The sequence below is a fragment of the Streptomyces roseus genome, assembly GCF_001044425.1.
Classification (GTDB): Bacteria; Actinomycetota; Actinomycetes; order Streptomycetales; family Streptomycetaceae; genus Streptomyces; species Streptomyces roseus.
In genome coordinates this window covers 40687-65982 of record NZ_LFML01000060.1, presented here as the reverse complement: position 1 = coordinate 65982, position 25296 = coordinate 40687, and the positions used below count along the sequence as shown (strand labels likewise).

General features: G+C 72.8%; 27 protein-coding genes. 12 read left to right on the top strand and 15 right to left on the bottom strand.

Features of this window, described 5'->3' with window-relative positions; genetic code table 11:
• Nucleotide 1: 1 nt before the first annotated feature.
• The 3 genes from ACS04_RS15840 to ACS04_RS15830 all read left to right on the top strand — a co-directional run bounded on the left by ACS04_RS15840 (nt 2) and on the right by ACS04_RS15830 (nt 1762).
• The gene (locus tag ACS04_RS15840) at nt 2-454 is read left to right on the top strand and encodes a response regulator (RefSeq protein WP_048477281.1); all 453 of its coding nucleotides are present in this window, start codon (nt 2-4) and stop codon (nt 452-454) included.
• Nucleotides 455-512: 58 nt separating this feature from the next.
• Nucleotides 513-893 (top strand): STAS domain-containing protein, encoded by a 381-nt coding sequence (locus tag ACS04_RS15835; RefSeq protein WP_048477242.1) that lies wholly within the window; start codon nt 513-515, stop codon nt 891-893.
• Between the two features lie 107 nt (nt 894-1000).
• Nucleotides 1001-1762, top strand: a complete 762-nt coding sequence (locus tag ACS04_RS15830) for a restriction endonuclease (RefSeq protein ID WP_053080789.1) — start codon at nt 1001-1003, stop codon at nt 1760-1762.
• A 61-nt stretch (nt 1763-1823) separates the two neighbouring features.
• Here the strand turns inward: ACS04_RS15830 and ACS04_RS15825 are convergent, their stop codons facing one another.
• Both ACS04_RS15825 and ACS04_RS15820 read right to left on the bottom strand, forming a co-directional pair.
• A complete protein-coding gene (locus ACS04_RS15825) occupies nt 1824-2249 on the bottom strand; it encodes an ATP-binding protein (protein WP_158977300.1) in 426 nt (141 codons plus the stop codon).
• Entirely contained in the window at nt 2246-2593 is a 348-nt protein-coding gene (locus tag ACS04_RS15820) for an STAS domain-containing protein (protein WP_048477240.1), read from the bottom strand. Before ACS04_RS15820 ends, ACS04_RS15825 begins: the two co-directional genes overlap by 4 nt.
• Nucleotides 2594-2841: 248 nt before the next feature.
• On the opposite strand from ACS04_RS15820, the gene ACS04_RS15815 reads away from it, so the two are divergent.
• Both ACS04_RS15815 and ACS04_RS15810 read left to right on the top strand, forming a co-directional pair.
• Nucleotides 2842-4488 carry a PP2C family protein-serine/threonine phosphatase gene (locus tag ACS04_RS15815; RefSeq protein WP_078864801.1) on the top strand — a complete coding sequence of 549 codons (1647 nt, stop codon included), beginning with the start codon at nt 2842-2844 and terminating at the stop codon, nt 4486-4488.
• Nucleotides 4485-5573 (top strand): cobalamin B12-binding domain-containing protein, encoded by a 1089-nt coding sequence (locus ACS04_RS15810; RefSeq protein WP_048477238.1) that lies wholly within the window; start codon nt 4485-4487, stop codon nt 5571-5573. Before ACS04_RS15815 ends, ACS04_RS15810 begins: the two co-directional genes overlap by 4 nt.
• A gap of 345 nt (nt 5574-5918) precedes the next feature.
• On the opposite strand, the gene ACS04_RS15805 is transcribed toward ACS04_RS15810, so the two are convergent.
• The 5 genes from ACS04_RS15805 to ACS04_RS15785 form a co-directional block, all read right to left on the bottom strand.
• The gene (locus tag ACS04_RS15805; RefSeq protein ID WP_048477279.1) at nt 5919-7346 is read right to left on the bottom strand and encodes an amidase; all 1428 of its coding nucleotides are present in this window, start codon (nt 7344-7346) and stop codon (nt 5919-5921) included.
• 119 nt (nt 7347-7465) lie between these two features.
• Nucleotides 7466-8275: a xanthine dehydrogenase accessory protein XdhC gene (gene xdhC, locus ACS04_RS15800; protein ID WP_107438617.1), complete on the bottom strand. Its 810-nt coding sequence runs from the start codon at nt 8273-8275 to the stop codon at nt 7466-7468.
• A 1-nt stretch (nt 8276) separates the two neighbouring features.
• Nucleotides 8277-10676 (bottom strand): xanthine dehydrogenase molybdopterin binding subunit, encoded by a 2400-nt coding sequence (xdhB, locus tag ACS04_RS15795; protein WP_048477236.1) that lies wholly within the window; start codon nt 10674-10676, stop codon nt 8277-8279.
• Nucleotides 10673-12175, bottom strand: a complete 1503-nt coding sequence (locus ACS04_RS15790) for a xanthine dehydrogenase small subunit (RefSeq protein ID WP_048477235.1) — start codon at nt 12173-12175, stop codon at nt 10673-10675. Before ACS04_RS15790 ends, xdhB begins: the two co-directional genes overlap by 4 nt.
• A gap of 520 nt (nt 12176-12695) precedes the next feature.
• The gene (locus ACS04_RS15785; RefSeq protein WP_048477234.1) at nt 12696-13532 is read right to left on the bottom strand and encodes a helix-turn-helix domain-containing protein; all 837 of its coding nucleotides are present in this window, start codon (nt 13530-13532) and stop codon (nt 12696-12698) included.
• A gap of 202 nt (nt 13533-13734) precedes the next feature.
• Here ACS04_RS15785 and ACS04_RS15780 point away from each other — a divergent pair, with 202 nt between their 5' ends.
• Complete coding sequence (locus ACS04_RS15780) at nt 13735-14469, top strand: SDR family oxidoreductase (RefSeq protein ID WP_048477233.1); 735 nt, start codon at nt 13735-13737, stop codon at nt 14467-14469.
• Here the strand turns inward: ACS04_RS15780 and ACS04_RS15775 are convergent.
• Genes ACS04_RS15775 through ACS04_RS15765 form a run of 3 tightly spaced genes read right to left on the bottom strand, consistent with a single transcriptional unit; the run spans nt 14429 to nt 18032 of the window.
• Complete coding sequence (locus ACS04_RS15775) at nt 14429-15217, bottom strand: phosphatase PAP2 family protein (RefSeq protein WP_048477232.1); 789 nt, start codon at nt 15215-15217, stop codon at nt 14429-14431. The genes ACS04_RS15780 and ACS04_RS15775 overlap by 41 nt on opposite strands.
• Nucleotides 15214-16206, bottom strand: a complete 993-nt coding sequence (locus tag ACS04_RS15770; protein WP_048477231.1) for a YihY/virulence factor BrkB family protein — start codon at nt 16204-16206, stop codon at nt 15214-15216. Before ACS04_RS15770 ends, ACS04_RS15775 begins: the two co-directional genes overlap by 4 nt.
• A 44-nt stretch (nt 16207-16250) precedes the next feature.
• Nucleotides 16251-18032 carry a bifunctional phosphatase PAP2/diacylglycerol kinase family protein gene (locus ACS04_RS15765; RefSeq protein ID WP_063839272.1) on the bottom strand — a complete coding sequence of 594 codons (1782 nt, stop codon included), beginning with the start codon at nt 18030-18032 and terminating at the stop codon, nt 16251-16253.
• Between the two features lie 311 nt (nt 18033-18343).
• Here ACS04_RS15765 and ACS04_RS15760 point away from each other — a divergent pair, with 311 nt between their 5' ends.
• Nucleotides 18344-18994, top strand: a complete 651-nt coding sequence (locus ACS04_RS15760; protein WP_048477230.1) for a dihydrofolate reductase family protein — start codon at nt 18344-18346, stop codon at nt 18992-18994.
• Nucleotides 18995-19130: 136 nt separating this feature from the next.
• Complete coding sequence (locus ACS04_RS15755) at nt 19131-19514, top strand: YciI family protein (protein WP_245236410.1); 384 nt, start codon at nt 19131-19133, stop codon at nt 19512-19514.
• Between the two features lie 6 nt (nt 19515-19520).
• On the opposite strand, the gene ACS04_RS15750 is transcribed toward ACS04_RS15755, so the two are convergent.
• Entirely contained in the window at nt 19521-19760 is a 240-nt protein-coding gene (locus ACS04_RS15750) for a hypothetical protein (protein ID WP_048477228.1), read from the bottom strand.
• A gap of 229 nt (nt 19761-19989) precedes the next feature.
• On the opposite strand from ACS04_RS15750, the gene ACS04_RS15745 reads away from it, so the two are divergent.
• Both ACS04_RS15745 and ACS04_RS15740 read left to right on the top strand, forming a co-directional pair.
• Nucleotides 19990-21354 (top strand): NAD(P)/FAD-dependent oxidoreductase, encoded by a 1365-nt coding sequence (locus tag ACS04_RS15745; RefSeq protein ID WP_048477227.1) that lies wholly within the window; start codon nt 19990-19992, stop codon nt 21352-21354.
• A gap of 29 nt (nt 21355-21383) precedes the next feature.
• The gene (locus tag ACS04_RS15740) at nt 21384-21800 is read left to right on the top strand and encodes a hypothetical protein (protein ID WP_158977297.1); all 417 of its coding nucleotides are present in this window, start codon (nt 21384-21386) and stop codon (nt 21798-21800) included.
• 58 nt (nt 21801-21858) lie between these two features.
• Here the strand turns inward: ACS04_RS15740 and ACS04_RS15735 are convergent, their stop codons facing one another.
• Nucleotides 21859-22542: a DUF4232 domain-containing protein gene (locus ACS04_RS15735; RefSeq protein ID WP_053080788.1), complete on the bottom strand. Its 684-nt coding sequence runs from the start codon at nt 22540-22542 to the stop codon at nt 21859-21861.
• A 178-nt stretch (nt 22543-22720) separates the two neighbouring features.
• Nucleotides 22721-22951: a hypothetical protein gene (locus tag ACS04_RS15730; RefSeq protein WP_048477225.1), complete on the bottom strand. Its 231-nt coding sequence runs from the start codon at nt 22949-22951 to the stop codon at nt 22721-22723.
• A gap of 200 nt (nt 22952-23151) precedes the next feature.
• Here ACS04_RS15730 and ACS04_RS15725 point away from each other — a divergent pair, with 200 nt between their 5' ends.
• Nucleotides 23152-23382, top strand: a complete 231-nt coding sequence (locus tag ACS04_RS15725; RefSeq protein ID WP_048477224.1) for a DUF5133 domain-containing protein — start codon at nt 23152-23154, stop codon at nt 23380-23382.
• 59 nt (nt 23383-23441) lie between these two features.
• On the opposite strand, the gene ACS04_RS15720 is transcribed toward ACS04_RS15725, so the two are convergent.
• Nucleotides 23442-23840 carry a nuclear transport factor 2 family protein gene (locus ACS04_RS15720; RefSeq protein ID WP_048477223.1) on the bottom strand — a complete coding sequence of 133 codons (399 nt, stop codon included), beginning with the start codon at nt 23838-23840 and terminating at the stop codon, nt 23442-23444.
• Nucleotides 23841-24033: 193 nt separating this feature from the next.
• Between ACS04_RS15720 and ACS04_RS15715 the strand changes: the two genes are divergently transcribed.
• Entirely contained in the window at nt 24034-24366 is a 333-nt protein-coding gene (locus ACS04_RS15715; protein WP_158977294.1) for a hypothetical protein, read from the top strand.
• A gap of 46 nt (nt 24367-24412) precedes the next feature.
• Here ACS04_RS15715 and ACS04_RS15710 read toward each other — a convergent pair whose 3' ends face one another.
• Nucleotides 24413-25057 carry a lysophospholipid acyltransferase family protein gene (locus tag ACS04_RS15710; RefSeq protein ID WP_048477221.1) on the bottom strand — a complete coding sequence of 215 codons (645 nt, stop codon included), beginning with the start codon at nt 25055-25057 and terminating at the stop codon, nt 24413-24415.
• Between the last annotated feature and the right edge of the window lie 239 nt (nt 25058-25296).

Below are 25296 nucleotides of genomic sequence, written 5' to 3'. Positions count from 1 at the left end.
CATCCCCGCCCACCGGCCCCCGGCCGCCCCCGCCGTAGTCCTGCTGGTCGAGGACGACGAGGGCGACGAGCTGATGACCCGTGAGGCCTTCGAGGACAACAAGATCGGAAACGTGCTGCACGTGGTCCGAGACGGTCTGGAGGCGCTCGACTTCCTCTACCGCCGCGGTGAGCACCAGGACGCGCCCCGCCCCGACCTGATCCTGCTCGACCTCAACCTGCCCAAGTACGACGGCCGTCAAGTCCTCGAACAGATCAAGACGGACCCGGAGCTGAGCCACATCCCCGTGGTCGTGCTCACCACCTCCGCGGCCGAGGAGGACATCCTGCGCAGCTACAAGCTCCACGCGAACGCCTACGTGACGAAGCCGGTCGACCTCGACCAGTTCGTCCGGGCGATCCAGCAGATCGACGACTTCTTCATCACCGTCGTCAAACTGCCCCGCGCCCGGTGAGGACCGGGCACGGACGGAGCACCATCGAAACCGGGCGAGAGAGGCGGAGAAGCCGGCCATGAGCAGGGAAACGTATGACGCGGAAGCACGCAGCCACGTCGAAACGCGTTCCGAGGGGGACGCGCGCATCGTGGTGATGGCGGGTGAGTTCGACATGGACAACGTGGCCGCGCTGAGGACCGCGATGGACCCGCTGGCGCCCGGCGTCGCCCGGTACGTCCTGGACGTCGCCGGGGTGACGTTCGTCGACTCGACCGCGCTCAGCGTCATGCTGCAACCCGGCCTGGAACGGCCGGTGGTCCTGGCCGGGACCGTACCGGCCCGCCTGGCCCGGCTCCTGGAGATCACGGGCGCCGACGTGGCGTTCGCCGCCGCGCCCGACGTGGCCCGGGCGGTCACGATGGCCCTGCCGCCACGAGGGCCGAGCCGCTCGGTTTGATCCCCCGAATCCCGGCGATACGAGGTCGAACAGAGTTCGGCATCCGCCGGGGTCCCGGGCCCGACCAGGTCCGGGGACCCCGGCGCGCCAAGGGAGGGGGGTGTGGCATGGCCACACCGGAAGAGGAAGTGCCCGGCTCCGTACGGGGCATGGGGTCCGCGGCGCGCGACGCGGTGCTCGCGATCGGGCTGCTGGCCATCGGCATCGGCGGGCTGGCGGCGTTTTTCAAGGCCGCGGACGCGGCGGGGTCCGGGCTGCCGATCGCTCCGATCGCCGCGCTGGGCGTATCACTGCTCGGCGTCGCGCTGGCGAAGTGGAGCATCGCACCCAACCGGCGCCGCGTCCGCGTCCGCACCCCCCGGCCCGGAACGGAGCCGAACGTCCCGTACCAGGCGCCGCCGGCAGCCCTCCCCGAAGTCGGGGGGGAGGCCCTGGACCATGCCGCGGTGGACGCGGACGGCTTCGAGCACACGGTGGCCGCCCTGTGCGCCCGGGACGGGTGCACCTCGGTGGAAGTGGTCGGCGGGGCGGGCGACCTCGGGGCCGACGTCCTCGCCACGACGGCGGAGGGGCTGCGGGTGGTGCTCCAGTGCAAGCACTACGCGGTGGACAACCGTGTCGGATCGCAGGACCTCCAGCGTTTCGGCGGCACCTGCTTCGCCGTTCACGAGGCCGACATCGCGGTACTCGTCACGACCAGTACGTTCACGGCTCCCGCGGCCGAATACGCGGCCACCTGCGGGATCGTCTGCGTCGACGGCGACGCCCTGACCGCGTGGACGGATCAGGAGTCCCCCGCTCCGTGGGAAACCGGCGCCCGGGGCCCCGGGACGGACGCCTGCGACCCGGCCCGGGCAGCGGTGTCGTGACCGACGCGGCCACCGACGCAGTCGGCGACGCCGCCACCGGCGTCGCCGGCCGCCCGGGGAGTCAGGCCAGGCGCAGGACGGTACTGATCGTCTTGCCCTCGGGGTGCGTACGGCACTCCACTCGCTCCGCGAGGCGGTGGACGAGCGGCCATCCGTAGCCGCCGGGGCGCTCGACCGTACCCGTGCGCTGGGCGGGAAGGAGGGGGCTGGCGTCGTCGATGGACAGGCGCAGCAGGCCGTCCGCGATGTCGGCCCGGAAGGCGGTGACGCCGCCGCCGTGGCGGATCGCGTTGCTGACGAGCTCCGAGGTGACCAGCAGGACGTCCGCCGCGGTGACGCTGTCGAGGCTCACCCCGGCGAGCAGCAGCACCTCGGACACGCGGGCGCGGGCATCGGCCGCGGAGCCCGGCGGGCGGGCGGTACGCGGTTCGCCCTCGTGCCGCTGCCCGGGGACCGCTGCGTTCTCGGAATCCCATGAGGTGTTCATGATGTCAACGCCGCCTCCAGGCTGTCCGCCATCCTGAAGGCGGAAGCGGTTCCCGTTACTTCGAACAGCCTGCGCACCGCCGTCTGCAGCGGCCCGGCGAGGACGAGGACCTCTCCCGCGGCCAGGTGCGCCCGTTGGGCGTCCAGCAGGGCGTGCAGCACCGAGGAGTCCGCGAAGTGCGTGCGGGACAGGTCGACCACCGTCCGCACGGCCCCGTTCTCCGTCGCGGCGGCCAGGGCGCGGGCCAGCGCGGGTGCGTGTTCCTCGTCGACGTCGCCGTGCAGGCTGACGACTGCCACGCCTCGGTCGGTGGTCGTCGTGACGACCGCTTCTTCTCCGGTCACCAGGACATCCTCCTACAGTCGGGGCCGCAGCGGACAAGGGGGTGGGCGTGCAGGGGGTGGCGGGGCCCTGTCGAGCGGTACCGCGCCGCCCTCTGCGGTGACGGCTTCTCAGTACGTCGGAGACAGGCACGGTTGCGGCCGGTGCGGTCCATGGAGGATGGTTGCCGCAGGGCAACGATGTTTCCGTCTTGACGAAGAGGTGAGGGGTTCGCACAGCGGGCCTTCGACGTGTGGTTCCTTCCCCGCAGATGACATCCAGTCCACCGACGACGGGCCTCCCGTGGGACGAGGCCCCGTACCCGGTGCTCGCGGCCGATCCCCGCGCGCACCTGGTGTTCGTCAACGAGGCGGCCCGGCGGGTGTTCCCGCGGGCCCGCCCGGGTGCGGCCCTCGCCGACGTGGTGCCCGCCTGGCTGGCGGCGGCGCACGCCCGACAGGTGGCCGACACCGTCCCCGCGGCCCGGCCGGCCTCCGGGGCGCACGGGCCCGCGCTCGGGCAGGTGGGCGGGGAGTCCTACGAGGCGCACCCCACCGTCCGGGACGACGGCACGGTGGTGTGGTGGCTGGTCGACGACACCGACCACCGGCTGGCCCGGGAGGCCCTGCGGACGGCGGAGGAGCGCACGGCCTTCCTGGTCCGCTCGTCCAATCTGCTGCTGTCCTCCCTGAACCTGGACCGCTGCATGGACGCCACGGCGCACCTGGCCGCGGAGCACCTCGCGGACGCGGCCCTGGTGGTCGCCCCCGCGCGCGGCTCGGAACTGCCGGTGGTGAGCTGTGTCCGCGGCGGTACGCCGTCCGCGTCGCTCCTGGCCGTCGATCCCGAGGAGGTGCCGGGCCTCGCGGAGGCGCTCCAGGGGTTCCCGCCCGTTCCGTCCCTCTGGATCGATTCCGCCCGCGCTCCCGCCTGGCTCGTCCCGGAGGGGCTGGACACCGTCGGGTCCGTCGTCGTGACCCCGCTCCCCGGCCACGGTGAGCCGGCCGGCGCCCTGGTCCTCCTGCGCCGCACCGGCGCGACCGCCTTCACGGAAGGCGAGGAGGTCTTCGCGCGGCTGTTCGCCGCCCGCTCCGGCGCGGCGATGTCGGCGGCACGCCTGTACGCGGAGCAGGCGTCGATCACCGAGACCCTGATGCGAGAGCTGCTGCCGCCCGCCCTGCACCAGATGGCCGGGGTGGAGTACGCGGGCGGCTACCTACCCTCGAAGGAGCACGAGCGGGTGGGCGGCGATTTCTACGACGTCCACCCCGCCGCCGACGAGGGCGACGCCTCCCTCGTCGTGCTCGGCGACGTGTGCGGAAAGGGCCTGGAAGCCGCCGTCATGACCGGCAAGATCCGCAGCACGCTCCATGCCCTGCTGCCCATGGCGGACGACCACCAGCGGCTGCTCAGCCTGCTCAACTCCGCCCTGCTGAACTCCGAGAGCACCCGGTTCGCGACGATGGTGCTGGCCTCCGCGGCGCGCGAGGGAAGCTCCGTACGGCTGCGGCTGACCAGCGCCGGCCACCCCGCTCCGCTGGTCCTGCGCTCCGACGGCCGGATCGAGACTGCCGCCACGCACGGCACCCTGGTCGGAGCGCTCCCCGATTTCACCGCCGAGACGGCTGCGGTCACCCTGGCGCCGGGCGACGCGTGCGTCCTGTACACCGACGGGATCAGCGAGGCCCGCGGCGGCCCGCGGGGCGGGGAGCTGTTCGGCGAGGAGCGGTTGCGCCGGGCTCTGGAGGAGTGCGCGGCCCTGCCGGCCCAGACCGTCGTCGATCACGTGCAGATGCTCACCGCTCGGTGGGTGGGGCGCGGTCGGCACGACGATATGGCCATCGTGGTGATCTCCGCCCCGCGCACCAACCACCTCAGCGCGGTGGACGGCCACACCCGGGGCAGGTTCACCGCATGAGATCGCAGCACGCAGCGAGCCCCCTCACCCGTACGGACGCTCTGGTCGAGCGCGTGTGGGAAGCCGTCATGACCCTCGACGAACCCGCCGCGGTGCGCGCCGTCCTGCGCGCGCTCGACGACGGGCTCGACCCGGAGGCGGTCCTGATGGAGGTGATCGGCCCCGTACAGGGGCGGGTGGGCGAGGAATGGGCCGCCAACCGCGTCAGCGTCGCCCAGGAACACGCCGCGACCGCCATCAACGACCGGGCCGTGGCGGCGCTTGCCCTGCACCCCGCGGCCCGGACGCAGCCGTCCCGGGGCCGGATCACGGTGGCCTGCGTGGACGGCGAATGGCACGCCCTGCCGGCCCGTCTGCTCGCCGAGGTCCTGCGGATCCGAGGCTGGCACGTCGACTACCTCGGCGCCCAGGTGCCCGCACCGCACCTCATCGCGCACCTGCACCGCACCGGCCCCGACGCGGTGGCCCTCTCCAGCTCCATCCCCACCCGCCTCCCGGTCGCCCATGCCACGATCACCGCCTGCCAGGCCGTCGGCACCCCGGTGATGGTCGGCGGAGCCGCGTTCGGGCCTGGTGGGCGCTACGCCCGCCTGCTGGGCGCGGACGCCTGGGCCCCGGACGCCCGCACCGCCGCGGACGACCTGGCCCGCGGACCGCTGCCCCGGCCCGCGCCCGCGCACCAGGTCATCGACGACCTCCCCCACCTGAAGGACCAGGAGTACACCCTGGTCGCCCGCAGCCGACCCCGCTGGGTGCGCGAGGTCATGGCCGAACTGGAGGACGCCTACCCCGCCGTGCGCGACTACACCGACGCGCAGCGCGAACGCACCGCCGAAGACGTGTCCCACATCGTGGAGTTCCTCACCGCCGCCCTCTACACCGACGACGAGGAGCTGTTCACCGGCTTCCTGCTCTGGACCGCCGAGGTCCTGGCCGCCCGCGGAGTCCCTTCGGTCTCCCTGCTGCCCGCCCTGACGCTGCTGGGCCGCCGGCTCGTGGACTTCCCCCGGGCCGCCGCCATGCTCCGCGCCGGCGCCGACCGCCTCACCCGCACTCCGCCGACCGCGCCCCACCCCCCTGCCTGACACCGATGGCGGCCTTCCCCACCCTGCGGGGTTGCGCGCGTTCGGGTGGCTCACGGGCGGTCGCGGCGGTCTTGTCCACATCCGGGCGTGCGGCGGCGGGGTAATGGCACCTGCGGGGAGTACCGTGACAGGGGTGCGGTGGACGTGCCGACGGCGGAGGAGATCCGTCGTCCGTGCATCCCGCCTCCCGTACGCCCTGCCCAGCCACCCCCCCCCGGCTGGGGCAGGGCCGCCCCGGCCAGCCTTCCCCCCCCGGCTGGTCGGGGCCCCAAGACCGGCCGACGGCTCCGGCGCGTACGCGACGTACGCGACCTCCGCTGCGGTTCGCGGTGGTCCGCAGCGGTGTCAGAGGTCCTGGATGCGCCGGAACGGGCGGTCGGCCTCCAGCTGGAACGCGACCTCCAGCAGTTTCCCTTCCGCGCCGGGGCGGCCGGAGAACATGATGCCGATGGGCAGCCCGCCCTCCGTGGCGCTCGCCGACGGCACCGAGATCGAGGGCGTGCCGACCACGTTGTCGACCGGTGTGAACGCCACGTACGCGAGGATCCGTTCGATCAGGGTCGGGTAGGGAACGGTCGGGCTGAGGTGGCCGACGGGCGGCGTGGTGTGGGCGAGCACCGGCGACAGCACGAGGTCCAGCCCCCGGAACGAGGCCGCGTACGCCTCCCTCGTCCGCTTCAGCCTCCGCACGACCGCGGGGGTGCGCCGCCAGTTCCGCAGGTACTCCTCGCGCAGTCCCCGGCTGAGGCCGTCCATGCGGCGCCGGTCGAAGTCCGCGCCGAGGGTGCGGCCCGTGACGCCGATGAGGAAGGACAGCATCCCCCAGTACGCGAGGAAGTCGTCCGTGAAACTCGGATCGATGGCCAAATCCACGGGCTCCACGCTGTGGCCGAGCCCCTCCAGCGTGGTCACCGTCTGCGCGATCGCCGCCCGCGTCGCGGGATCGGAGCGGACTCCGTTCGGCGAGTCCTGCAGGAAGCCGATGCGCAGCCGTTGCCCCGAAGGGCCTTCGACCAGGCCCACGGGCGGCAGCCCGGGGCCGGGCCGGTACCGCTCGGCGGCGGCGAGGAAAGCGGCGGCGTCCCGCACGGAACGGCTCACGATCGCGTCGCAGACCAGGTCGAGGGGCAGCTGACGGCTCTGGGCGTTCGCGACGACCCGGCCCCGGGTCGGTTTGAGGCCGACCAGACCGCAGCAGGCGGCCGGAATCCGGATCGAGCCGCCGCCGTCGTTGGCGTGTGCGATCGGCACCGCTCCCGCCGCCACCAGGGCCGCGCTGCCGCCCGACGAACCGCCCGCCGAGTAGCCGGTGTGCCAGGGGTTGCGGACCGGTTCGGCGCCCTCGTACTCGGTGGTCGGACTGAACCCGAACTCGGGCAGCCGGGTCTTCCCCAGCACCGTGACCCCGCTGCTCAGGAACTGTCGGGTGAACGGCGCGTGCCGCCGCGCCGCGCCCGGGCGGAAGGCCGCGCTGCCGTGCCCGGTGGGCAGGCCGAGGTAGTCGGTGTTGTCCTTGACGAAGGTCGGCACCCCGGCGAAGACACCGTCCGACGCGGCAGCGGGCGCCGGGGCATCGACGTACGTCTGGACCGCGCCCAGCCGCGCCTCGACCGCCCGCACCCGCTCCACGGCGGCCCGGGCGGCCTCGGCGGCGGAAACCTCGCCCCGCCGGATCGCCGCGGCGAGGCCGACGCCGTCGTGCTCTCCCAGGGCGTCGTCCGTGAAGGCGTGGACGACGCCCCCTCCGCCGGCTCCGGCCCCTCCGCCGGACATGCCCTGTTCGTCGAAACTCGTCACCGCTGTCTCAGCCCCCGGCCTCGTGGATGGTCGCCGCCATCATGGCCTACCGCCGGGTAACACGCGAGGGTTTCGCGGCGGGCGGCGGGCGGCGGTCAGCGCCTGTCACGTTCGAAGGTCAGGAGCAGGTCCGCCGCGACGCTGACGGCGATGGCGGCGGGTTCCTTGCCGGTGATCTCCGTCATCCCGATCGGGGTCTTGATCCGGTCGATGGCGGCGGGCTCATGGCCGCCCTCGGTGGTCAGGCGATGCCGGAACCGCGCCGCCTTGGCGGCCGAGCCGATCAATCCGATCGAGCCGAGTCCGGCGGTGCGCAAGGCGGCGTCGCACAGCGCGGCGTCCTCGGCGTGGTCGTGGGTCATGATCAGGACGTGCGTCCCGGGAGCCAGCTTCGCGAGCACGTCCTCCGGCAGCAGGGGTGTGTGGTGCACGTGGACCTGCGCCACCGCGTCGGCGAGTACCGCGAGCCGTTCGTCCGCGAGCTGCTCGGGGCGGCTGTCGACCAGGTGCAGATCGAGATCGTGGCGGGCCAGGATGCGTGCCAGTGCCCAGCCGACGTGCCCGACGCCGAAGATCGCCACCGCCGGGACCACCGGAAGCGGTTCGAGCAGCACGCTGACGGTTCCGCCGCAGCACTGCACGCCGTGCGGGCCGGTGACCTTGTCGTTGAGGGCGAAATCCATCATCTCCGGTCGTGGGTCGGGCTCCGCGATCACCTCCCGGGCCCGGTCGATGGCCACGGCCTCGATGTTGCCGCCGCCGATCGAACCCCAGGTCGCGGACCGTCCCACGACGAGTTTGGCGCCGGCCCTGCGGGGCGCGTGGCCGCGCACGGTCGCGACGGTCACGAGCGCGCCGGGCTCCCGGCGGGCCCGCAACCGCGCGACCGCGGCCACCCAGCTCATGTCAGGCATGGCTCAAAGCGCTCGTGTCGACGCGAACTTCGCCGCCCTCGCGGGCGTCGTCGCCGCCCCCCGCGTCGCCGCCACGGGCCGCTTCGATCGCCCAGTACACCGCCTCCGGCGTCGCGGGTGAGGCGAGTTCCACGCTGACTCCCGCCGGCCCGAAGGCCGCGGCGGCCTGCCGCAGCGCCTCCCGCACCGAGAACGCCAGCATCAACGGAGGCTCACCCACCGCCTTGGACCCGTAGACGGCGCCCTCCTCGGTGGCGTTCTCCAGCAGCGTGACGTTGAACTCCTCGGGCATCTCCGAGAAGCTCGGCAGCTTGTAGGTGCTCGCGGCCTGGGTCAGCAGCCGGCCGCGGCCCGGCCCGTCACCGCCGTCCCAGCGCATGTCCTCCAGCGTGAGCCAGCCCGCGCCCTGTACGAAACCGCCCTCCACCTGACCGATGTCGATCATCGGGGAGAGGCTGTCGCCGACATCGTGCACGACGTCCACCCGCCGGATGCGGTACGCGCCGGTGAAGCCGTCCACCTCCACCTCGGCCGCGGCGGCGCCGTGGGAGAAGTACTTGAACGGCGTACCCCGGAACGCCTTCGCGTCCCAGTGCAGGCCCTCGGTCCGGTAGAAGCCGGCCGCGGACAGCTGGACCCGCTGGAGGTACGCGGTGCGCACCAGGTCGTCCCAGGCCAGCTCCGCCTCGGTGCCGAGGACGCGCGCGACACCCTCGACGATGCGCACGTCCGCGGCGCTCGCGCCCAGTCGGGTGCCGGCCACCTCCAGCAGCCGCTCGCGCAACTGCTCGCAGGCGTTCTTCACCGCCGCACCGTTGAGGTCCGCCCCGGCACTGGCGGCGGTGGCCGAGGTGTTGGGCACCTTGTCGGTGCGCGTCGGGGCCAGGCGCACCTTGCGCAGCGGGATGCCCAGCGTGGTCGCGGCCACCTGCAGCATCTTGGTGTGCAGGCCCTGGCCCATCTCGGTGCCGCCGTGGTTGATCAGGACCGAGCCGTCCTTGTAGATCAGTACGAGCGCGCCGCCCTGGTTGAAGGCGGTCAGGTTGAACGAGATGCCGAACTTGACGCCGGTGATCGCCAGGGCCCGCTTGGTGTTCGGGTGTGCGGCGTTGAAGGCCTCGATCTCGCGCCGGCGCTCGGCGAGACGGCCTCCGTCCTTGACCTGCTGCCAGACGGCGGAGATCCGTTCGGCCTGGCCGACCTGTTGTCCGTACGGTGTGAACTGGCCCGGCCGGTAGAAGTTGCGCTCCCGCAACTCCATCGGATCAAGGCCGAGTAGCGGTGCGCACCGGCCCATGATGTCCTCGATCACCAGCATGCCCTGTGGTCCGCCGAAACCGCGGAAGGCGGTGTTGGAGACCTTGTTGGTCTTGGCGATGCGGCCGGCGACGCGCGCGTGCGGGATCCAGTAGGTGTTGTCGATGTGGCACAGCGCGCGGGCCACCACCGGCTCGGACAGGTCCAGGCTCCAGCCGCCGTCCGCGGTCAAGGTGGCGTCCAGGGCCTGGATCCGGCCCTCGGTGTCGAAGCCGATCTTCCACGTGGCGTGGAACCCGTGCCGCTTGCCGGACATGGTCAGGTCTTGGGTCCGGTTGAGCCGCACCCGGACCGGCCGACCGGTCAGTTTCGCACCGAGCGCGGCGACCGCCGCGAATCCGTGCGGCTGCATCTCCTTGCCGCCGAAGCCGCCCCCCATCCGCAGGCACTGGACGGTCACTTCGTGGCTGTGCAGGCCGAGCACGTGCGCGACGATTTCCTGGGTCTCCGAAGGATGCTGGGTGCTGCTCTGCACGAAGACCTGCTCCGCCTCGTCGACGAGGGCCAGGGCCGCATGCGTCTCCAGGTAGAAGTGCTCCTGATCGGAGAACTGGAACTCGCCGGTGAACACGTGCGCGGAGTCGGCGAACCCGGCCTCGACGTCACCGGCCAGCATCACGGGTCGGGCGCCGTGGAAACTGCCGGCCGCGATCGCCTCCTGGAGCGTGATCAGGGAGGGCAGTTCGTCGAGTTCCACCTCGACGGCGGCGGCGCCGAGCCGGGCCGCCTCCAGGGTCTCGCCGAGCACCCAGGCGACGGCGTGGCCGTGGAACATGACCTCGTCGGGAAACAGCGGTTCGTCGTGCTTCATGCCGGCGTCGTTGACGCCGGGCACGTCGGCAGCGGTGAGCACGCGCACCACACCGGGCACGGCGAGGGCGGGTTCGGTGCGCAGCGCGATGATCCTGCCGTGGGCCTTCATGACCTGGACCGGGTACGCGTGCAGCACGTCCTTGGTGCGGTGGATCAGGTCGTCGGTGTAGAGCGCCGAGCCGGTGACGTGCTGGGCGGCGCTCTCGTGCGGCATCGGAACACCGACGACGGGCTTTTCGGGACGCTGGGACAATTGGCTCATGACGGCACGGCCTCGGTGGTCTGCTCGGTGGTCTGTGCGTACAGCTTCAACAGGCTTTGGCGGAGCATCGCGCAGCGGTACGCGGCGCTCGCGCGGTGGTCGTCCATGGGTGTGCCCTCGGCCTGGAGCACGCGGGCCGCGGCCTCGACGGTCCGCGCCGCCCACGGTTCGCCCTCCAGGGCCCTCTCGGTGGCGAGGGCACGGATCGGAGTGGCGGACACTCCGCCCAGGCCGATGCGCGCCGTGCGGACGGTGCCGTCCTCGATGTCGAGCGCGAACGCGACGGCCACGCTGGAGATGTCGTCGAAGCGCCGCTTGGCGATCTTGTGGAATGCGGTGACCGGCGACAGCGGCAGTGGAATGCGTACCGCGCGGATCAGCTCGCCGGGCCGCCGTACGCTCTGCCGGTACCCGGTGAAGTAGTCGCAGAGGGGGACCTCGCGCTCTCCGTCGGCGGCGGCGAGCACCACCGACGCCTCCAGCGCGAGCAGCGCGGGAGCGCTGTCACCGATGGGGGAGCCGGTACCGAGGTTGCCGCCGAGGGTGGCGCTGTTGCGGATGAGCCGCGACGCGAACTGCGGGAACAGGCCGGCGAGCAGCGGGACGCTGTCGTCGAGGCGGCGTTCGATCTCGGTGAGCGTCATCGCCGCCCCGATCTCGACGTGGTCGGATCCGATGCTCAGCTGCCGCAATTCGGGCAGGCGATCCACCGCCACCACGCAATTCGCCCGGCGGGAGCGGATGTTCACCTCCACGCCCCAGTCGGTGCTGCCGGCGACGACCACCGCGTCGGCCCGCTCGCGCAGGAGCCGCAGTGCCTCGGTCAGGGTGCCCGGCCGCAGGAACGAGGCCTCGTCCCGGACGTATGCGGTGGCGACCGGTTCGGGGGCGGGTCGCTCCCGGCGCCGGGCCAGGGGGTCGTCCTCGGTGGGCGGACCGACGGCGAACGCGGCGTCGCGGATCGGGCGGTAGCCGGTGCAGCGGCACAGGTTTCCACTCAGCGCGTGCAGGTCGAAACCGTTCGGCCCGTGCTCGGGATCAGCGCTGCCGTGAGCCGAGTCCGAGTCCGAGTCCGAGTTCGCGTTCGCCTTCGCGCAGCGGTCGGGCCGGTAGTACTCGGCGGCCATGCTGCAGATGAATCCGGGTGTGCAGTAGCCGCATTGGGATCCTCCGCGGACGGCCATCTCCTCCTGCACCGGATGCAGCGTGGGCGCGGTGCCGGGCTCGCCGGCCGTGGCGAGACCCTCGGAGGTGACGACCTCCTGACCGTCGAGCGCCGCGACCGGGACGAGGCAGGCGTTGACCGCAACCCAGTCAGTGGGCTTGTCCACCCCGGGACGGGCCACCAAGATCGAACAGGCGCCGCATTCGCCCTCGGCGCACCCTTCCTTGGTGCCGGTGAGGCCGCGTTCGCGCAGGAAGTCCAGCACCGTGGTGTGGGGCGCCGCGGGGGAGATCGGTGCTTCCTTCCCGTTGACCGTGATCCGCGCCGCTACCACGGCACGTCCTCGTTTCGGTGCGCGGTGGAACCGGTCGTCCTAGTCGCCATGTCAGGAGCCTTCTGATTCGGTGGCGCATCTCCAGAACCCGGAGTGCGCGCCTCGGCACGCGATCGGGTGCCGAGGCGGTGACAGAAATTGCGAAGAACCGGGGCCGCGAACGGGCACGCCGGGAAGAAGGGCTGCTAGCAGCCGTGTGCGACACGACCCGGAGCCCAGGCGACCTGGTGGGCGGGGCGAAGCAGTTCGGAGACGGTCGACATCCGGTTTCGCCCCCTTCCGCCAGCTCACGAGTCAGTGGGGCAGAAACTACGTCGCCGCGGCTCCATCGGTCAAGCCGCCGCGCGAAGACGCCGAGGCCTCGGACGCCGCGCGGCCGCCGCCGAGGAGGCCGACGAGTACGCCGGCCGACGACTTCAGTGCCCTTTCGGCCGGCCCGTGCTTCCTCTTCTTCGTCCTGGAGGTGCCGTCCCCGGCCGACGGCACGCACGCGGCGTAGCCGACCGGCGCGACCGGCGGATCACCCCCGGTCTCCGTGGCCGCCGGCGGCGGCCGCCAGCCGGGACAGGGCTCGGGCGGTCGGGGTGCCGGGGGCCGGCTGGTAGACGATGAGCTGCTGGCCCGGGGCGGCGCGTACGTCGAAGGACTGGTAGGTCAGGGTCAACGGGCCGGCCGCCGGGTGGTGGAGGTGCTTCACGTCCCCTGTCTTGGCCAGGACCTCGTGCGTGGTCCACAGGTGGGCGAACTCCGGGCTCCCGGCCGTGAGGGTACGGACGAGATCGCGCAGGCGGGGATGGTCCGGGGCGATGCCGGTGGCCTCGCGGAGGTGGCCCGCCGTGCCCCGGGACGCCGAGGCCCAGTCCATGTAGAAGTCCCGGCCGGCCTCGTCGAGGAAGACCATGCGGGCCAGGTTGTCCGTCGGCGTGAACGGCGAATGCAGGGCCTGAGCAAGGGGGTTGGCCGCCAGGATGTCCAGGGCGGCGTTGACGACGAACGCCGGGCAGCCGGAGAAACCGTCGAGGAGCCGCAGCAGCGCCGGGTCGACCCGGTCGGTCGTCGGGCGGTCGGCCGGCGCTGAACCGGCCAGGCGGTGCAGGTGGGCGTGGGCGTCGGGGCGCAGCCGCAGGGCGTGCGCGAGCGCGTCGAGGACCTGCGGGGAGGGGTTGCGCTCGCGGCCCTGCTCCAGGCGGGCGTAGTAGTCCACGTTGACGTCGGCCAGGACGGCGACCTCCTCGCGGCGCAGCCCGGCCACCCTGCGCACGCCGCAGCTCGCCAACCCGATGTCCTGCGGCCGCAGCGCCGCCCTGCGCGCGTGGAGGAACTCGCCGAGGGCACGGTCCGCCGAGGTCGTGGTCATGGCCACAGGCTAGACCGTGGCGATGTGCCCTGCCTGGGTGTGCCGCACCCAGGCAGCCCGCACCCGGGCAGCCCGCACCCGGGCAGCCCGCACCCGGGCAACCCGCACCCGGGCAACCCGCGTCCTGGTCGCCCGCCCTCGGCTCGCGAAGACTCGGTCGGGCAGGACGGACCTGCGACCGTCGTCGAGGAGTCGAGCAGGCATGAGGAACGAACCCAGAGTCGTGGCGATCACCGGAGCGAGCAGCGGGATCGGGGAGGCCGCCGCCAGGCGGCTCGCCGCCGACGGGCATCCGCTGCTCCTCGGGGCACGGCGCACGGAGCGACTGGAAGCACTGGCACGGGAGATCAACGCGGCTGGCGGGACGGCGGCGTTCCGCCGGCTCGACGTCACGGACGCCGCCGACGTACGGGCCTTCGTGGCCGCGGCGTCCGAGCGGTACGGGCGGCTGGACGTGATGGTCAACAACGCCGGAGTGATGCCGCTCTCGCCGCTGGACGCGCTCGCGGTCGACGAGTGGGACCTGATGATCGACGTGAACGTACGGGGAGTGCTGCACGGGATCGCCGCCGCCCTGCCCGTGATGCGCGCCCAGGGGGCCGGGCAGATCGTGAACATCGCCTCCGTCGGCGCCTACGAGGTCTCGCCCACCGCGGCCGTGTACTGCGCCACCAAATTCGCGGTGCGGGCGATTTCCGAAGGGCTGCGGCAGGAGTCCGACGGCCGCGTACGGGTCACGCTCGTCTCCCCGGGGGTGACCGAGTCCGAACTCGCCGACCACATCTCCGATCCCGTGGCGCGGGAGGCCATGAAGGCCTACCGCGCCGTGGCGCTGCCCGCCGCCTCCGTCGCGGAGGCCATCGCGTACGCGGTGTCCCAGCCGCCGGAGGTCGACGTCAACGAGATCGTCGTCCGTCCTGCGGCGAGCGCTCAGTGACCGCCCCGGCCGGGGGTTCGGGTTCGGCCGTCGCGATCTCGGGCTCCAGGCCCTCGGCCGCAGTGGTGCGCGGACGGCCGATGTCGCTGCGCCACGCCTCGAAGGCGAAAGCCGTGGCGGTGACCACGACGATGCCGAGCAGCCAGCCGCCGACCACGTCGCTCACCCAGTGCACGCCGAGCGCGACCCGGGTGAACCCGACCCCGATCACCGAAACCACGGCGATGGCCCACGCCAGCGGCCGCCAGGCCTTCGGGATGACGGGGAGCAGCACCAGCAGCAGCACGGCGCAGGACGTGGTGGCCGTCATCGCGTGTCCGGAGGGGAAGGAGAACCCGGGAGCGTGGGCGACGGGATCGGGCAGGTGCGGCCGGGCCCGCTCGACCGCGTTCTTCGCCAGCAGGCCCACGAGCCCTCCGGTGATCGCCGTGCAGGCCGCCCAGGCGGCCAGCCGCAGCGCCCGCCGCCGCAGCAGCCACACCACCACCGCGGCCACCAGCAGACGCATGGTCACCGGATCCCAGACGATGTGCGTGAAGAAGTCCAGCACCCCCAGCCAGGAGGGGTGTCCGAGGACATGGTGGTGCAGCCGCTCGGCCGCCCCCTGGTCGATCCGGTGCAACGGAGCCCACTGCGACTCCACCAGGACCAGCGCGAGCGAGAACGGTACGGCCGCCACGGCGGTGGCGGCCGACGTGATCGCCAGCCGCGCCCCGAACCGGGCATCGGGCCCGTTGTGGCGCCTCATACCCCGGGATCCTTCGTGATCGGGCCGGTCACCCCGGCCCGTACGGCTTCGAGCTGAGCGGCGAAGGACAGGCCCAGGAAGAGGGCGAGCGAGGTCAGGTACGACCACAGCAGCAGCGACATGAACGCGCTCAGCGGCCCGTACACCGTGGTGAAGGAACCGTTCGCCCCGACGTACAGGCTCAGCCCCCACGTCGCGCCGAGCCACAGCACCAGGTAGACGCCGGCGCCGAACGCCAGCCAGGTGTACCCGGGTTGTGTCCGTCGCGGCGAGCGCCGGAAGACCGCGCTGGCGGCGGCGACCGCCAGCAGGATCCCGACGGGCCAGTGCAGGAGGTCCCACACCCGTTGCGTGGCCGGGCCGAGGTGGTAGGTCTCCGTCATGGCCATGCCCAGATCGGAGCCGAGGACGGTGAGCGAGAAGGCGAGCCCGAGGGGCAGCCCGGCCAGCACCGCCATGACCAGGCCGCGGCTGTACTTGTGGAGGAACGGGCGGTCGCGCTCCACGCCGTAGATGCGGTTCGCACCGCGCTCCACCTGGCACATGCCCGTGGTGACGTTGACGATCGAGAACAGCAGCCCGAACCAGAGGGCCGCCTCGCCCCCGTCCCCGGCCCGGCTGCGGCTCTCGCGCAGGGCGTCGTCCACGACGTCCTGGCTGGGCCCGCTGACGATCCGGCGGATCGTCAGCTCGGCCATGTGCCCGATGTTCTCCGTGTGCAGTACTCCCGACAGGCCGATGAGGGCGATGGCGAGCGGCAGGATCGACAGGACCGTCTGGAGGGCCAGGGCCCGGGAGTGGCTGAACCCGTCGGCGTAGCGGAACCGGACGAACGAGTCCCGTACGAGGTTCCAGCCGCCGTGGCGGCGCAGCGCGGCCCATGCCTCCTCTCCGGAGAGGTCCTCGTCGCCCTCCTCGCCCTGCGTGCGCAACTCGGCTTCGACTGCCTTTACTTCACGGCGCTGTGGTACCCGTGTGGCGGTGCCCATGACCTTCCTCCTCTCTCCTCGGATGTCCGCGCGAGCGTACGGGATCAGTCGCGGACGGTGAGGGCGGCCGCCCCCTCCGCCCCGTCGGTGACCCCTGCCCGCTCCGCCCCTTCCGGCACCCGTTCCGGCACCTGTTCCCGCGGCGTGCCGCCGCGCGCGGGCACCGGCAGGCACACCCGCAGCGCCCCCGGCTCGACCTCGGCGGTCACCCGCGTACCGGCCGGCAACGCCTCACCGTCGAGCTCCCGAGGCTGGGCGCGGGTGAAGCGGAGCTCGATGCGGGCCGCACTGAAGTACTCCAGCGCGCCGCCTGCCTCCGGCCGCCCCGAGCCGCCGTCGGGAGCCGGCCGGGCGGACCCGCTCTTCGCGCGGGAGGCCAGGTGCCCCGCCGCCGCCAGCCATCCACCGGGCCCTCGGGGGTCCAGCAACACCAGTTCCAGCCGGCCGCTGTCGGGCCGCGCGTCCGGGAGGAGCGGCAGCCCGCCCTGGAGCGAGCCGACGTTGCCGATGACCACCATGCGGGCCCGCCGCTCCAGCGGGGCACCCCCGTCCAGCCGGATCGACAACCGCATCCGGGGATCGCGCAGATGGCGCAGGGCCGCCACCACGTACGCGACCCAGCCCAGGCGCGCCTTGAGCCGCTCCGATGCGTCCCGCACCATGGCCGCGTCGAAACCCGCACCGGCCATGACCACGAACCTCGTCGGCGTCAACCCGTCGCCGTCGAGCCGGCCCACGTCGAGCCCGACGGCCTGACCGGACAAGCCCTCCTCCAAGGCGGCCGCAGGACCGGACGGCAGCCCCAGGTTGCGGGCGAGGAGGTTGCCGGTCCCGCAGGGCACGATCGCCAGGGGGATCCCGGAGCCGGCCAGTACGTCGGCGCAGGCCCGTACCGTGCCGTCCCCGCCGCAGACCACCACCAGAGATGTGTCCGCCCCGGCGAGTCGCGCGGCGAGCGCCCCGCACGGCTCATCGGCGGAGGTCTGCGCCCACACCTGGTCCGCGTACCCGTGGCGGCGCAGCACGGCGCGCACGCTCGCCGCCGTTTCAGAGCCGCAGGCGTGCGGATGACGGACCACCACGACCCGGCCCCGCACCCCGGTCGAGGTCCTGCCGCCGCCACCGGGCCGGGCCGCGGGCAGAGCGTCACCGGCCGTCGGCCGCGCTGCGGCCCAGATCCCCGGCAGCAGGGCGTACGCGACGACGAGCAGGGCGCAGGCCCCGTTCAGCAGCCCCGCCACCACGTCCGAGGGATGATGCATGCCCCGGTACATACGGGAGCAGGCCTGGGCCAGTGGGAGCAGCAGGAGCAGACCCACCACGATGTTGCGCCGGGCACCGCGCAGTCGTCCCGCCGCGAGCACGGCCAGCCCCCCGAAGAGGGCCATCGAGGCCCCGACGTGCCCGGAGGGGAAACTGGACGTCGGCGGCGCCGGGTCCAGGTGGGGCACATCGGGCCGGGGCCGGTCCACCACGAGCGTGACGAGTACGAACACGGCGGACTGCGCGGCGACGGAGACCGCCAGGAACAGCGCCTCGCGCCACCGGGGGACGCGGGGTACGCACAGCAGTGCGAGGCAGGCCAGGATCGTCAGCGCGATCACGCTTCCGGTGCTGCCCAGCAGGGACATGGCGTCCGAGAAGGTCGTGGCGGGCACGGCGCGGTGGGCGGCCAGTGCGCCGTTCACCCCGTCCTCGGAGGACAGCGGTGCCAGGCCGGCCAGCGGGCCGGTCACCAGCAGGCCCAGGCCCGCGACGCAGGCCGCCTGCAGGGGCAGCAGAAGAAGACGGCCGGGTCTGATGCCCGCGTCGGTTGCGTTGCTCATTGACGGCGTGTTACCCGGGAACGCGCGGTCATGCGCGCACCACCCCCTGTACCCCCGTCTGCGCACCGGACGTGCTGCTGCCGCTGCGCGGGGCGGTCGGGCCGGGCTCGCCCGGCGGGCCGGCGCCTCCGTCCGACATCACCCGGGTGGGTGGTCAGTGGCGGGCAGCGGCGAGGCCTTGCGCGGGTTGGTCGCCGTGAGCGGATAGTGAGGTGCCCTCCGCGGCGGCGGCCGTGCGCCCACGGCGGCACCGATGAGTTTTCCCGGCCCGGAGAGTCTCATCACCGTCGTCTACACCACAGGAGGAACGCGTGGCTCAGCTGGTGAGGGTCCAGAACTTCAACGTCTCGAGCGATGGGATCGGCGCAGGCAACGACGCGGACCAGAGTCTGGAGAATCCGTTCGGCCTCCCCGGCCCCGAGAGGCTTTTCGGTTGGGCCGGCGCCACCGCGAGCTGGCCCATGCGCACCGATCCCGGAGGGAGCCGGGGGCTCGACGACTACTTCACGCGGGACTACGCACGCAACATCGGCGCCGAGATCATGGGCCGCAACAAGTTCGGACCCCAGCGCGGGCCCTGGCTCGACGACGAGTGGCGCGGCTGGTGGGGGGACGAGCCCCCGTTCCACACCCCGGTGTTCGTCATGACTCACCACGAACGGCCGTCGTTCACCCTTTCCGACACCACGTTCCACTTCGTCGACGGAGCCCCGGCCACGGTCCTGGAGCAGGCGCTGGAGGCGGCGCAGGGCAAGGACGTCCGCCTCGGCGGCGGGGTCAACACCATCCGGCAGTTCCTCGACGCCGACCTCGTCGACACGATGCACGTGGCGGTATCGCCGTTGAAGTTCGGATCGGGAGTACGACTCTGGGAGTCCCCCGACGAGCTGCTCGACCGGTTCCACATGGAGGTCGTGCCCAGCCCGAGCGGCGTGACGCACCACCTGTTCTGGCGGAGGTGACCGGACCGGACCGTACGGCCGGCCCGGACTCGCACCGGGGACCCCCGATGAGTTCCGCGGCCGGTCGGGGTCTGCCTTTCCGTAGGACCGAGAACCCGCCGCAGCCACCCCGGGAAGGGCGAAGACCATGAAGTACATGATCCAGATGAACGTGCCGGCCGATCAGTGGGACGCCGTCATGTCCTCCTACTCCGAGGAGGACATGCAGGCCATGTTCGCCCACATGAGTGCCCTGAACGCGGAGCTCACGGCCGCCGGGGAGTGGGTGGACGGGCAGGGGCTCGGCGGACCCTCACGGGTCAAGACGGTTCGGGCGGGGAGCGACGGACGGCCGCAGGTGAGCGACGGACCGGCGCAGCCGGGACACATCCTGGCCGGCTACTGGCTGGTCGACGTCGCGAGCGAGGACCGGGCCCTGGAGATCGCCGCACGTGCATCGGCGTGTCCCGGTCCGGGCGGGAAGCCCGGCAGCGACCCCGTCGAGGTGCACGCGATTCCAGAGGGCCCGGCGCAGACCTGACCCCGCTCAGATGATGTGAATGCGTTCGAGCGCGCCTTGGGTGTCACGGATCATCAGGTCGTGGCCCTTGGCGCGCTCCCGCTCGACGAAGCCCAGCAGGAGGATGGCCCGGTTGATGACGTCCGACTTGCTGACGCCACTGGCGGCGACGAGTTCGGAGACGATCGTGACGGCGGGCGGGCAGACGGTCACGGAGTAGCGCTCCGTGTCGGGGTGCGGAGGAAGCTGGTCCTGATCCTGGTCCACGAGGAGTTCCCTTTCGGTACGGTTCACATCCGCACCAGGCTTGCACGGTTGTGGTGCGCCGGTCATCCGATTTAAGGGACTGGCGCGTCTTCATGCCGCGTCGTCCCCTGCGGCGGTGTGCTCGTCGAGCATGGTGGTCACCAGCCGGCCAATCGGCATCCGCGTGCATGGAACGGCGTGCCGGGGAAAGCGTGCGGGAGACCCGTACACCCGAGAAGGGACGGACACCATGGCACGACAGAGGATCGTGGTCGTCGGCGCGGGCTTCGCCGGCGTCTCCTGCGTACGCCGCCTGGAGCGCACGCTGTCACCGGGGGAGGCGGAGATCCTGCTGGTCACCCCCTTCTCCTACCAGCTCTACCTGCCCCTGCTGCCGCAGGTGGCGTCCGGGGTCCTCACCCCCCAGTCCGTGGCGGTGTCGCTGCGCCGCAGCCGCCACCACCGGACCCAGATCGTGCCCGGCGGGGCCGTGGGCGTGGATACCCGGGCCAAGGTCTGCGTCATCCGGAAGATCACCGGGGAGCTGGTGGACCAGCCCTACGACCACCTGGTGCTCGCGCCGGGGAGCGTGACCCGCACCTTCGACATCCCGGGCCTGGCGGAGCACGGCCGCGGCATGAAGTCGCTGGCGGAGGCGGCCCACCTGCGCGACCACGTGATCGCCCAGCTCGACCTGGCCGACGCCGCCGTACCCGGCTCGGCGGAACGGGTCTCACGGCTCGGATTCGTCGTGGTGGGCGGCGGCTACGCGGGTACGGAGACGGCCGCCGCCCTGCAGCGCCTCACCACGAACGCCGTCGACCGCTACCCCCGGCTCGACCGGCGCGAGATCAGCTGGCACCTGGTGGACGTGGCCCCGAAGCTGATGCCCGAGCTCGGTGACCGGCTGGGCCGGGCCGCCCTCGACGTGCTGCGCCGCCGGGGGATCGAGGTCTCGCTCGGCGCCTCCGTCGCCAAGGTGGGACCCGAGGACGTCACCCTCACCGACGGGCGCGTGCTGCCCTGCCGCACCCTCATCTGGACTGCCGGCGTCGCAGCGAGCCCGCTCATCGCCACGCTCGGCGCCGAGACCGCGAAGAGCGGCCGGCTCGTGGTCACCGCGGACCTGCGGGTGCCGGGGGCGGACGGCGTGTTGGCGCTCGGCGACGCTGCCGCCGTGCCCGACCTCGCCGCCGACGGGGACGGCGCCGTGTGCCCGCCCACCGCGCAGCACGCCGAGCGCCAGGGCCGGGTCGCCGCCGACAACGTGATCGCCGCGGTGCGGGGCACGCCACTGCGTTCGTACGTCCACAAGGACCTCGGACTCGTCGTGGACCTCGGCGGCCGCGACGGCGTCTCCCGGCCGCTCGGCATCGACCTGCGCGGCATGCCCGCCCAGGCCGTGGCCCGCGGCTACCACTGGGCGGCGCTGCGCACCGGGGCCGCGAAGACCCGGGTGATGACGAACTGGCTCCTGAACGCCGTGGCCGGCGACGACTTCGTCCGGACCGGCTTCCAGACGTACAAGCCGGGGACCCTGCGCGACTTCGAGTACACGGACCAGTACCTCACCCCGGAGGAGGTACGGGCCCGCACGGCGGCCGACCGCAGCTGACGGCGTGGGCCTGCGCTAGGTTCGCTCCCATGAATGTCACCCCCATGAACTCGTTGGCGCAGGTGTACGACCGGGAATTCCGGGTGCGGGGCCTGCGCCAACAAGGCTGGGGCCGGGGGCTGATGGCCGCGGCCGTGCTGATCTGGCTCTGGCTGGGCTACCTGCTCGTCTTCCCCTTCAGCGTTGACGAGGGCGCGCACCTGAAGTCCGTCGAGTGCGAGTCCCGCGCCTTCCACCAGGACGGGAGGTTCGCGGTGTCCTACCGCGCGGACACGGGGGAGCGCTGCGACGCCGAGCGCGACTGGGGGCCCATCACCGCCGGCCTCCTGCTCTCCCTCCCCTTCGCGATCCTCGGCACCGGCCTGTACGTATCGGGAACCGCCACGCTCCGCACCGCCGCCTACGCGGCGGACATCACCCGCTTGAACGCCACCAAGGAGATCTGAGCCGCCGCTGACGTGCGTACGCGCTGCCCGCCGGGGGGTCAGGGCGCACCGAAGGGCGTCACGAGGGCTTCGTCGCCGAATAGGCCGTGACCGTGGCCTTGTTGTCGCACAGGGCGAAGACTCCGTCATCGAGGGCGGTCTGGTGCGCGCCCGCCCCCGGGATCCCGACGACGAGCGTGGGGAACGAGGCGGGCGTCGCGCCGGAGACGCAGTAACCGTCGGCCTCGCCCTGCACGTTCACGAAGGTGAGTTTGGTCCAGGCGCGGGCACCCGGGGCAAGGGAGACCGTGGCGACCGAGCCGCTGTGGGTCGTGGCCAGCGGTACGTTTTTGCCCGGGGACCCGTTGCCCGCGCCCGCCACGGTGGGGAATCCCTGGAGCGTGCAGGTGCTCTTGGAGACGTTGGCGACGGCGACGACCGCAGCGCCCGTTCCCGTCCCCGGGGGCCGGACGGCAGCCTGGCGGGCCTCGGCGACCTTCACGTCGCCACTCGTGCAGGGCTTCGTCTTGCCGCCGGACACGGCGGGGGTGGGGGAGGCCGGGACGGCGGGCTTCGCCGTTCCCGTGCCGCCGGAGCCGCTGCCGCCCGCGGCGGTCCCGGGGGCGGGCGACCGGACGGATCGCGTCGGCCCGTCGGCCGCGCCGGCGTCGCCGGTGGGGGTGCAGCCCGTCATCAGGGCGGCGGCCGCGGCCGCGAGCACCAGTACGGACGAGGTACGTCGGACGCCTTCGGTGTACTGCATCGGGAACCTCCCTGGGATGGCGACCGGTGCCGTGCCGGCCCGCACGCCGACAGGCACGGTGGAGCGGGCCGCGGGAGTTCCCGTGGGGACGGCGCTGTATCGCACCGGTGACACGACCATGACGTACCGGCTCCGGCTCCCGCTGTGGCACCGCCGGTGCCGGCCTGCGGCTGCGGAATCAGCCGCCGCCGCGGTGGAGGAAGAGGAGGAGGTTGTTGGCTTGGCCGGGGGTCAGTTCGACCGGGACGCTGTGGGGAGCGGCCCTCCCGTCGGCGATGGCGAGGAGGCAGTCCTCAGCCTGCTCGGGTGGGACGCTGTCGAGGATTTCATTGATCATTCTCATCATCTCCTCGTCGGAGAGCGTTTCCGGATCATCCGGGCTTTTCGGCTGCTGCTTCTTCTCGTCCATGTCCAGCCTTACCGCGTAGTGACGTGGTCTCGTTCTTCCTGTGCCGCCGCACCCATGCCTCACCTTGGCGAACCGGTCCGCCGGAGTCGTTCCGACCCGCTGGCGCGCCATGCGAACGAGTCGGCTGGGCGGGGGTTCGACGGTGATCGACTGGGTATGCGACGGTCACATGATCGATCCCCGGCGAAAGGCAACCGCCCATGTTGATGGCTCACCCGGCCGTGCTCCCCGGGCTCGTCGACCGTTACTGGGCGCTGTCCCTCCTCGACGCGGCGGAAGGCGGCTCGCCCGTACGCAAGGAGATCGAGGACGTCGAGCGAGCCCTGTGCGTCGCCACCGGCACGACGGACGTGCACGCGGCCCTGATCGCCGCCCGACACCACCTGCCGGGCGCGGGCCCGCTGGACGATTCCGTACTCGCCACCGGCTGAGCTGCCCGACTCGGCCGTCAGCTGTGGCCGCATCCCGTCCCGCCGTTCCGTCCCTGCCGTCACTGCGTGACCGTGTCTCCGTGGCGGTGGGCCACCCGCCACGCCGCGTTCTCACGGCGGTACACCTGGGTGGCCCGCAGCGTGTACGTGCGCGGTTTCCCGTCGACGGAGGTGCTGACGTGCTCCAGGCCGGCCGTGTAGGCCATGTCGCCCACGACGTCGTACGCCAGTAGCTCGAACGCGTACGAGGTGCAGTGCGAGAAGGATGCACCGAGGGCGGTGAAGAGGGCGTCGACCTCCGCCAGGCCGCGGGCATTGCGCCATGCGCCCAGCACACTGACCGGTTCCTCGTGCGACCAGAGCGCCCGCCTGGGCTCCGGGTCGCCGTCGTGCAGCGCGGTCTCCGCCCGGTACAGATCGGTCTCGATCCAGGTCAGGAAGTCCTCGCGGTCGCCCATGTCTCCATGATGCGGCGCGGAGCCCGGAAGACGCGCGGGAACGTGCGGGAACCGCGCGGACACAGGTCGTGGTCGGTCCCGCTCGTCGAGGACCGGACCCGGAAGCCCGGATTGCGCCGGATACCGGCGCGCGGATGACGGGGACGTGGGGTGGGAGCAGCCGGGGTCGCTCGCAGGCGGCCACACTGTGGACATGACCGAGCACCGCTTCCCCGTTGACCTGACCAGCACCGACAGCGCCGATGGCTACAACGGCCACGACGACACCGCCAGTACCCCGAGAGAGGCCCGTAAGCCGCTGTACCGCCACAGCCTCCGGTACGAGAGCCCCGCCGGTGAAACCGGGGCCGGTCCCGAGGGGCACACGCCGCGCACGCCCCGCGGTCTCACCGTCGTGACCTGCGCCTGCGGCCTCGCCACCGGGGCGCTCCCGAGCGATGACGCGAGGCTGGTTTACGAGGAACACCGCAATGTGATCCGCGACGAGACGATGCGTCACGGCCCCCGGCCGCCCTGGCAGGCGTAACGGGATCCCCGCGGCCGGCGCGCGGGCGACGACACCCTGCGGGGCGCTATCGGCTCTGGGCGCGGATCGCGCTCTCCCACGCGGAGTTGACGGCGGCCCGGATGCGGAGCGTCGCTTCCGGGAGCGGGCCCGGAACGCGCATCGGCACGCCGATGTGCACGTGCAGGCCGGGCCGTCGCAGCGGCGCGGTCACGGCTCCCGCGAGTTGTTTGGCCACGCCGCCGGAGCACAGCCGCCGCGAGCCTGCCTGGCCGACCGGGACCAGCGGTGCTCCGGTCATGGCGGCCAGTCGCGCCGGGCCGCTGCGGAAGGGCCCGGGCGCGGCCTCGCCCACGTCGGTGCGTTCGGGCAGCCGGCCTTCTCCGTAGAGCAGGACGCAGCGCCCGGCCGCGAGTGCGGCCGCCGCGGCGTCGAGGCACTCAGCGGCGCGGGCGGTTCCGCGCCGGACCGGGATGTGCCCCTCGCGGCGCAGCGCCGCTCCGAGCAGTGGCAGCCGCCACAAGCCGGCGGTGGCCATGACGACGGGCTCGACCCGGTAGCGGCGCAGCGCCGCGATCACGACGGCCGGATCGGCGAGCGAGGTGTGGTTGGCCACCAGGATGCTGCCGGCGCCGGGACCCGCCGCGGTTTCGGAGGTGACGGTCAGCCGTCCGGCAACGGGGACGACTGCGGCGGCGATTCGGCTGAGCATGGAGGGCCTCGTTCGGGTGGGTTCCGCACCGGTTCCGGTGGTTCCCACATCGTCGGCCGCTGCCGAGCGCCGGTCATGAGTAGCCGTACTCACCCCCCGGCGCTCCCGACCCCAGGGCGGATGGCGACACTGGTCGCGCAGTCCGTACGGAGCGGCAGCCGGGAGCGGTCGGATCGCCGCCGCGGTCCGAGTCCATCGCCCGGGCCCGCATGACCGGGTTCGCCCGCTACCGGCCAACC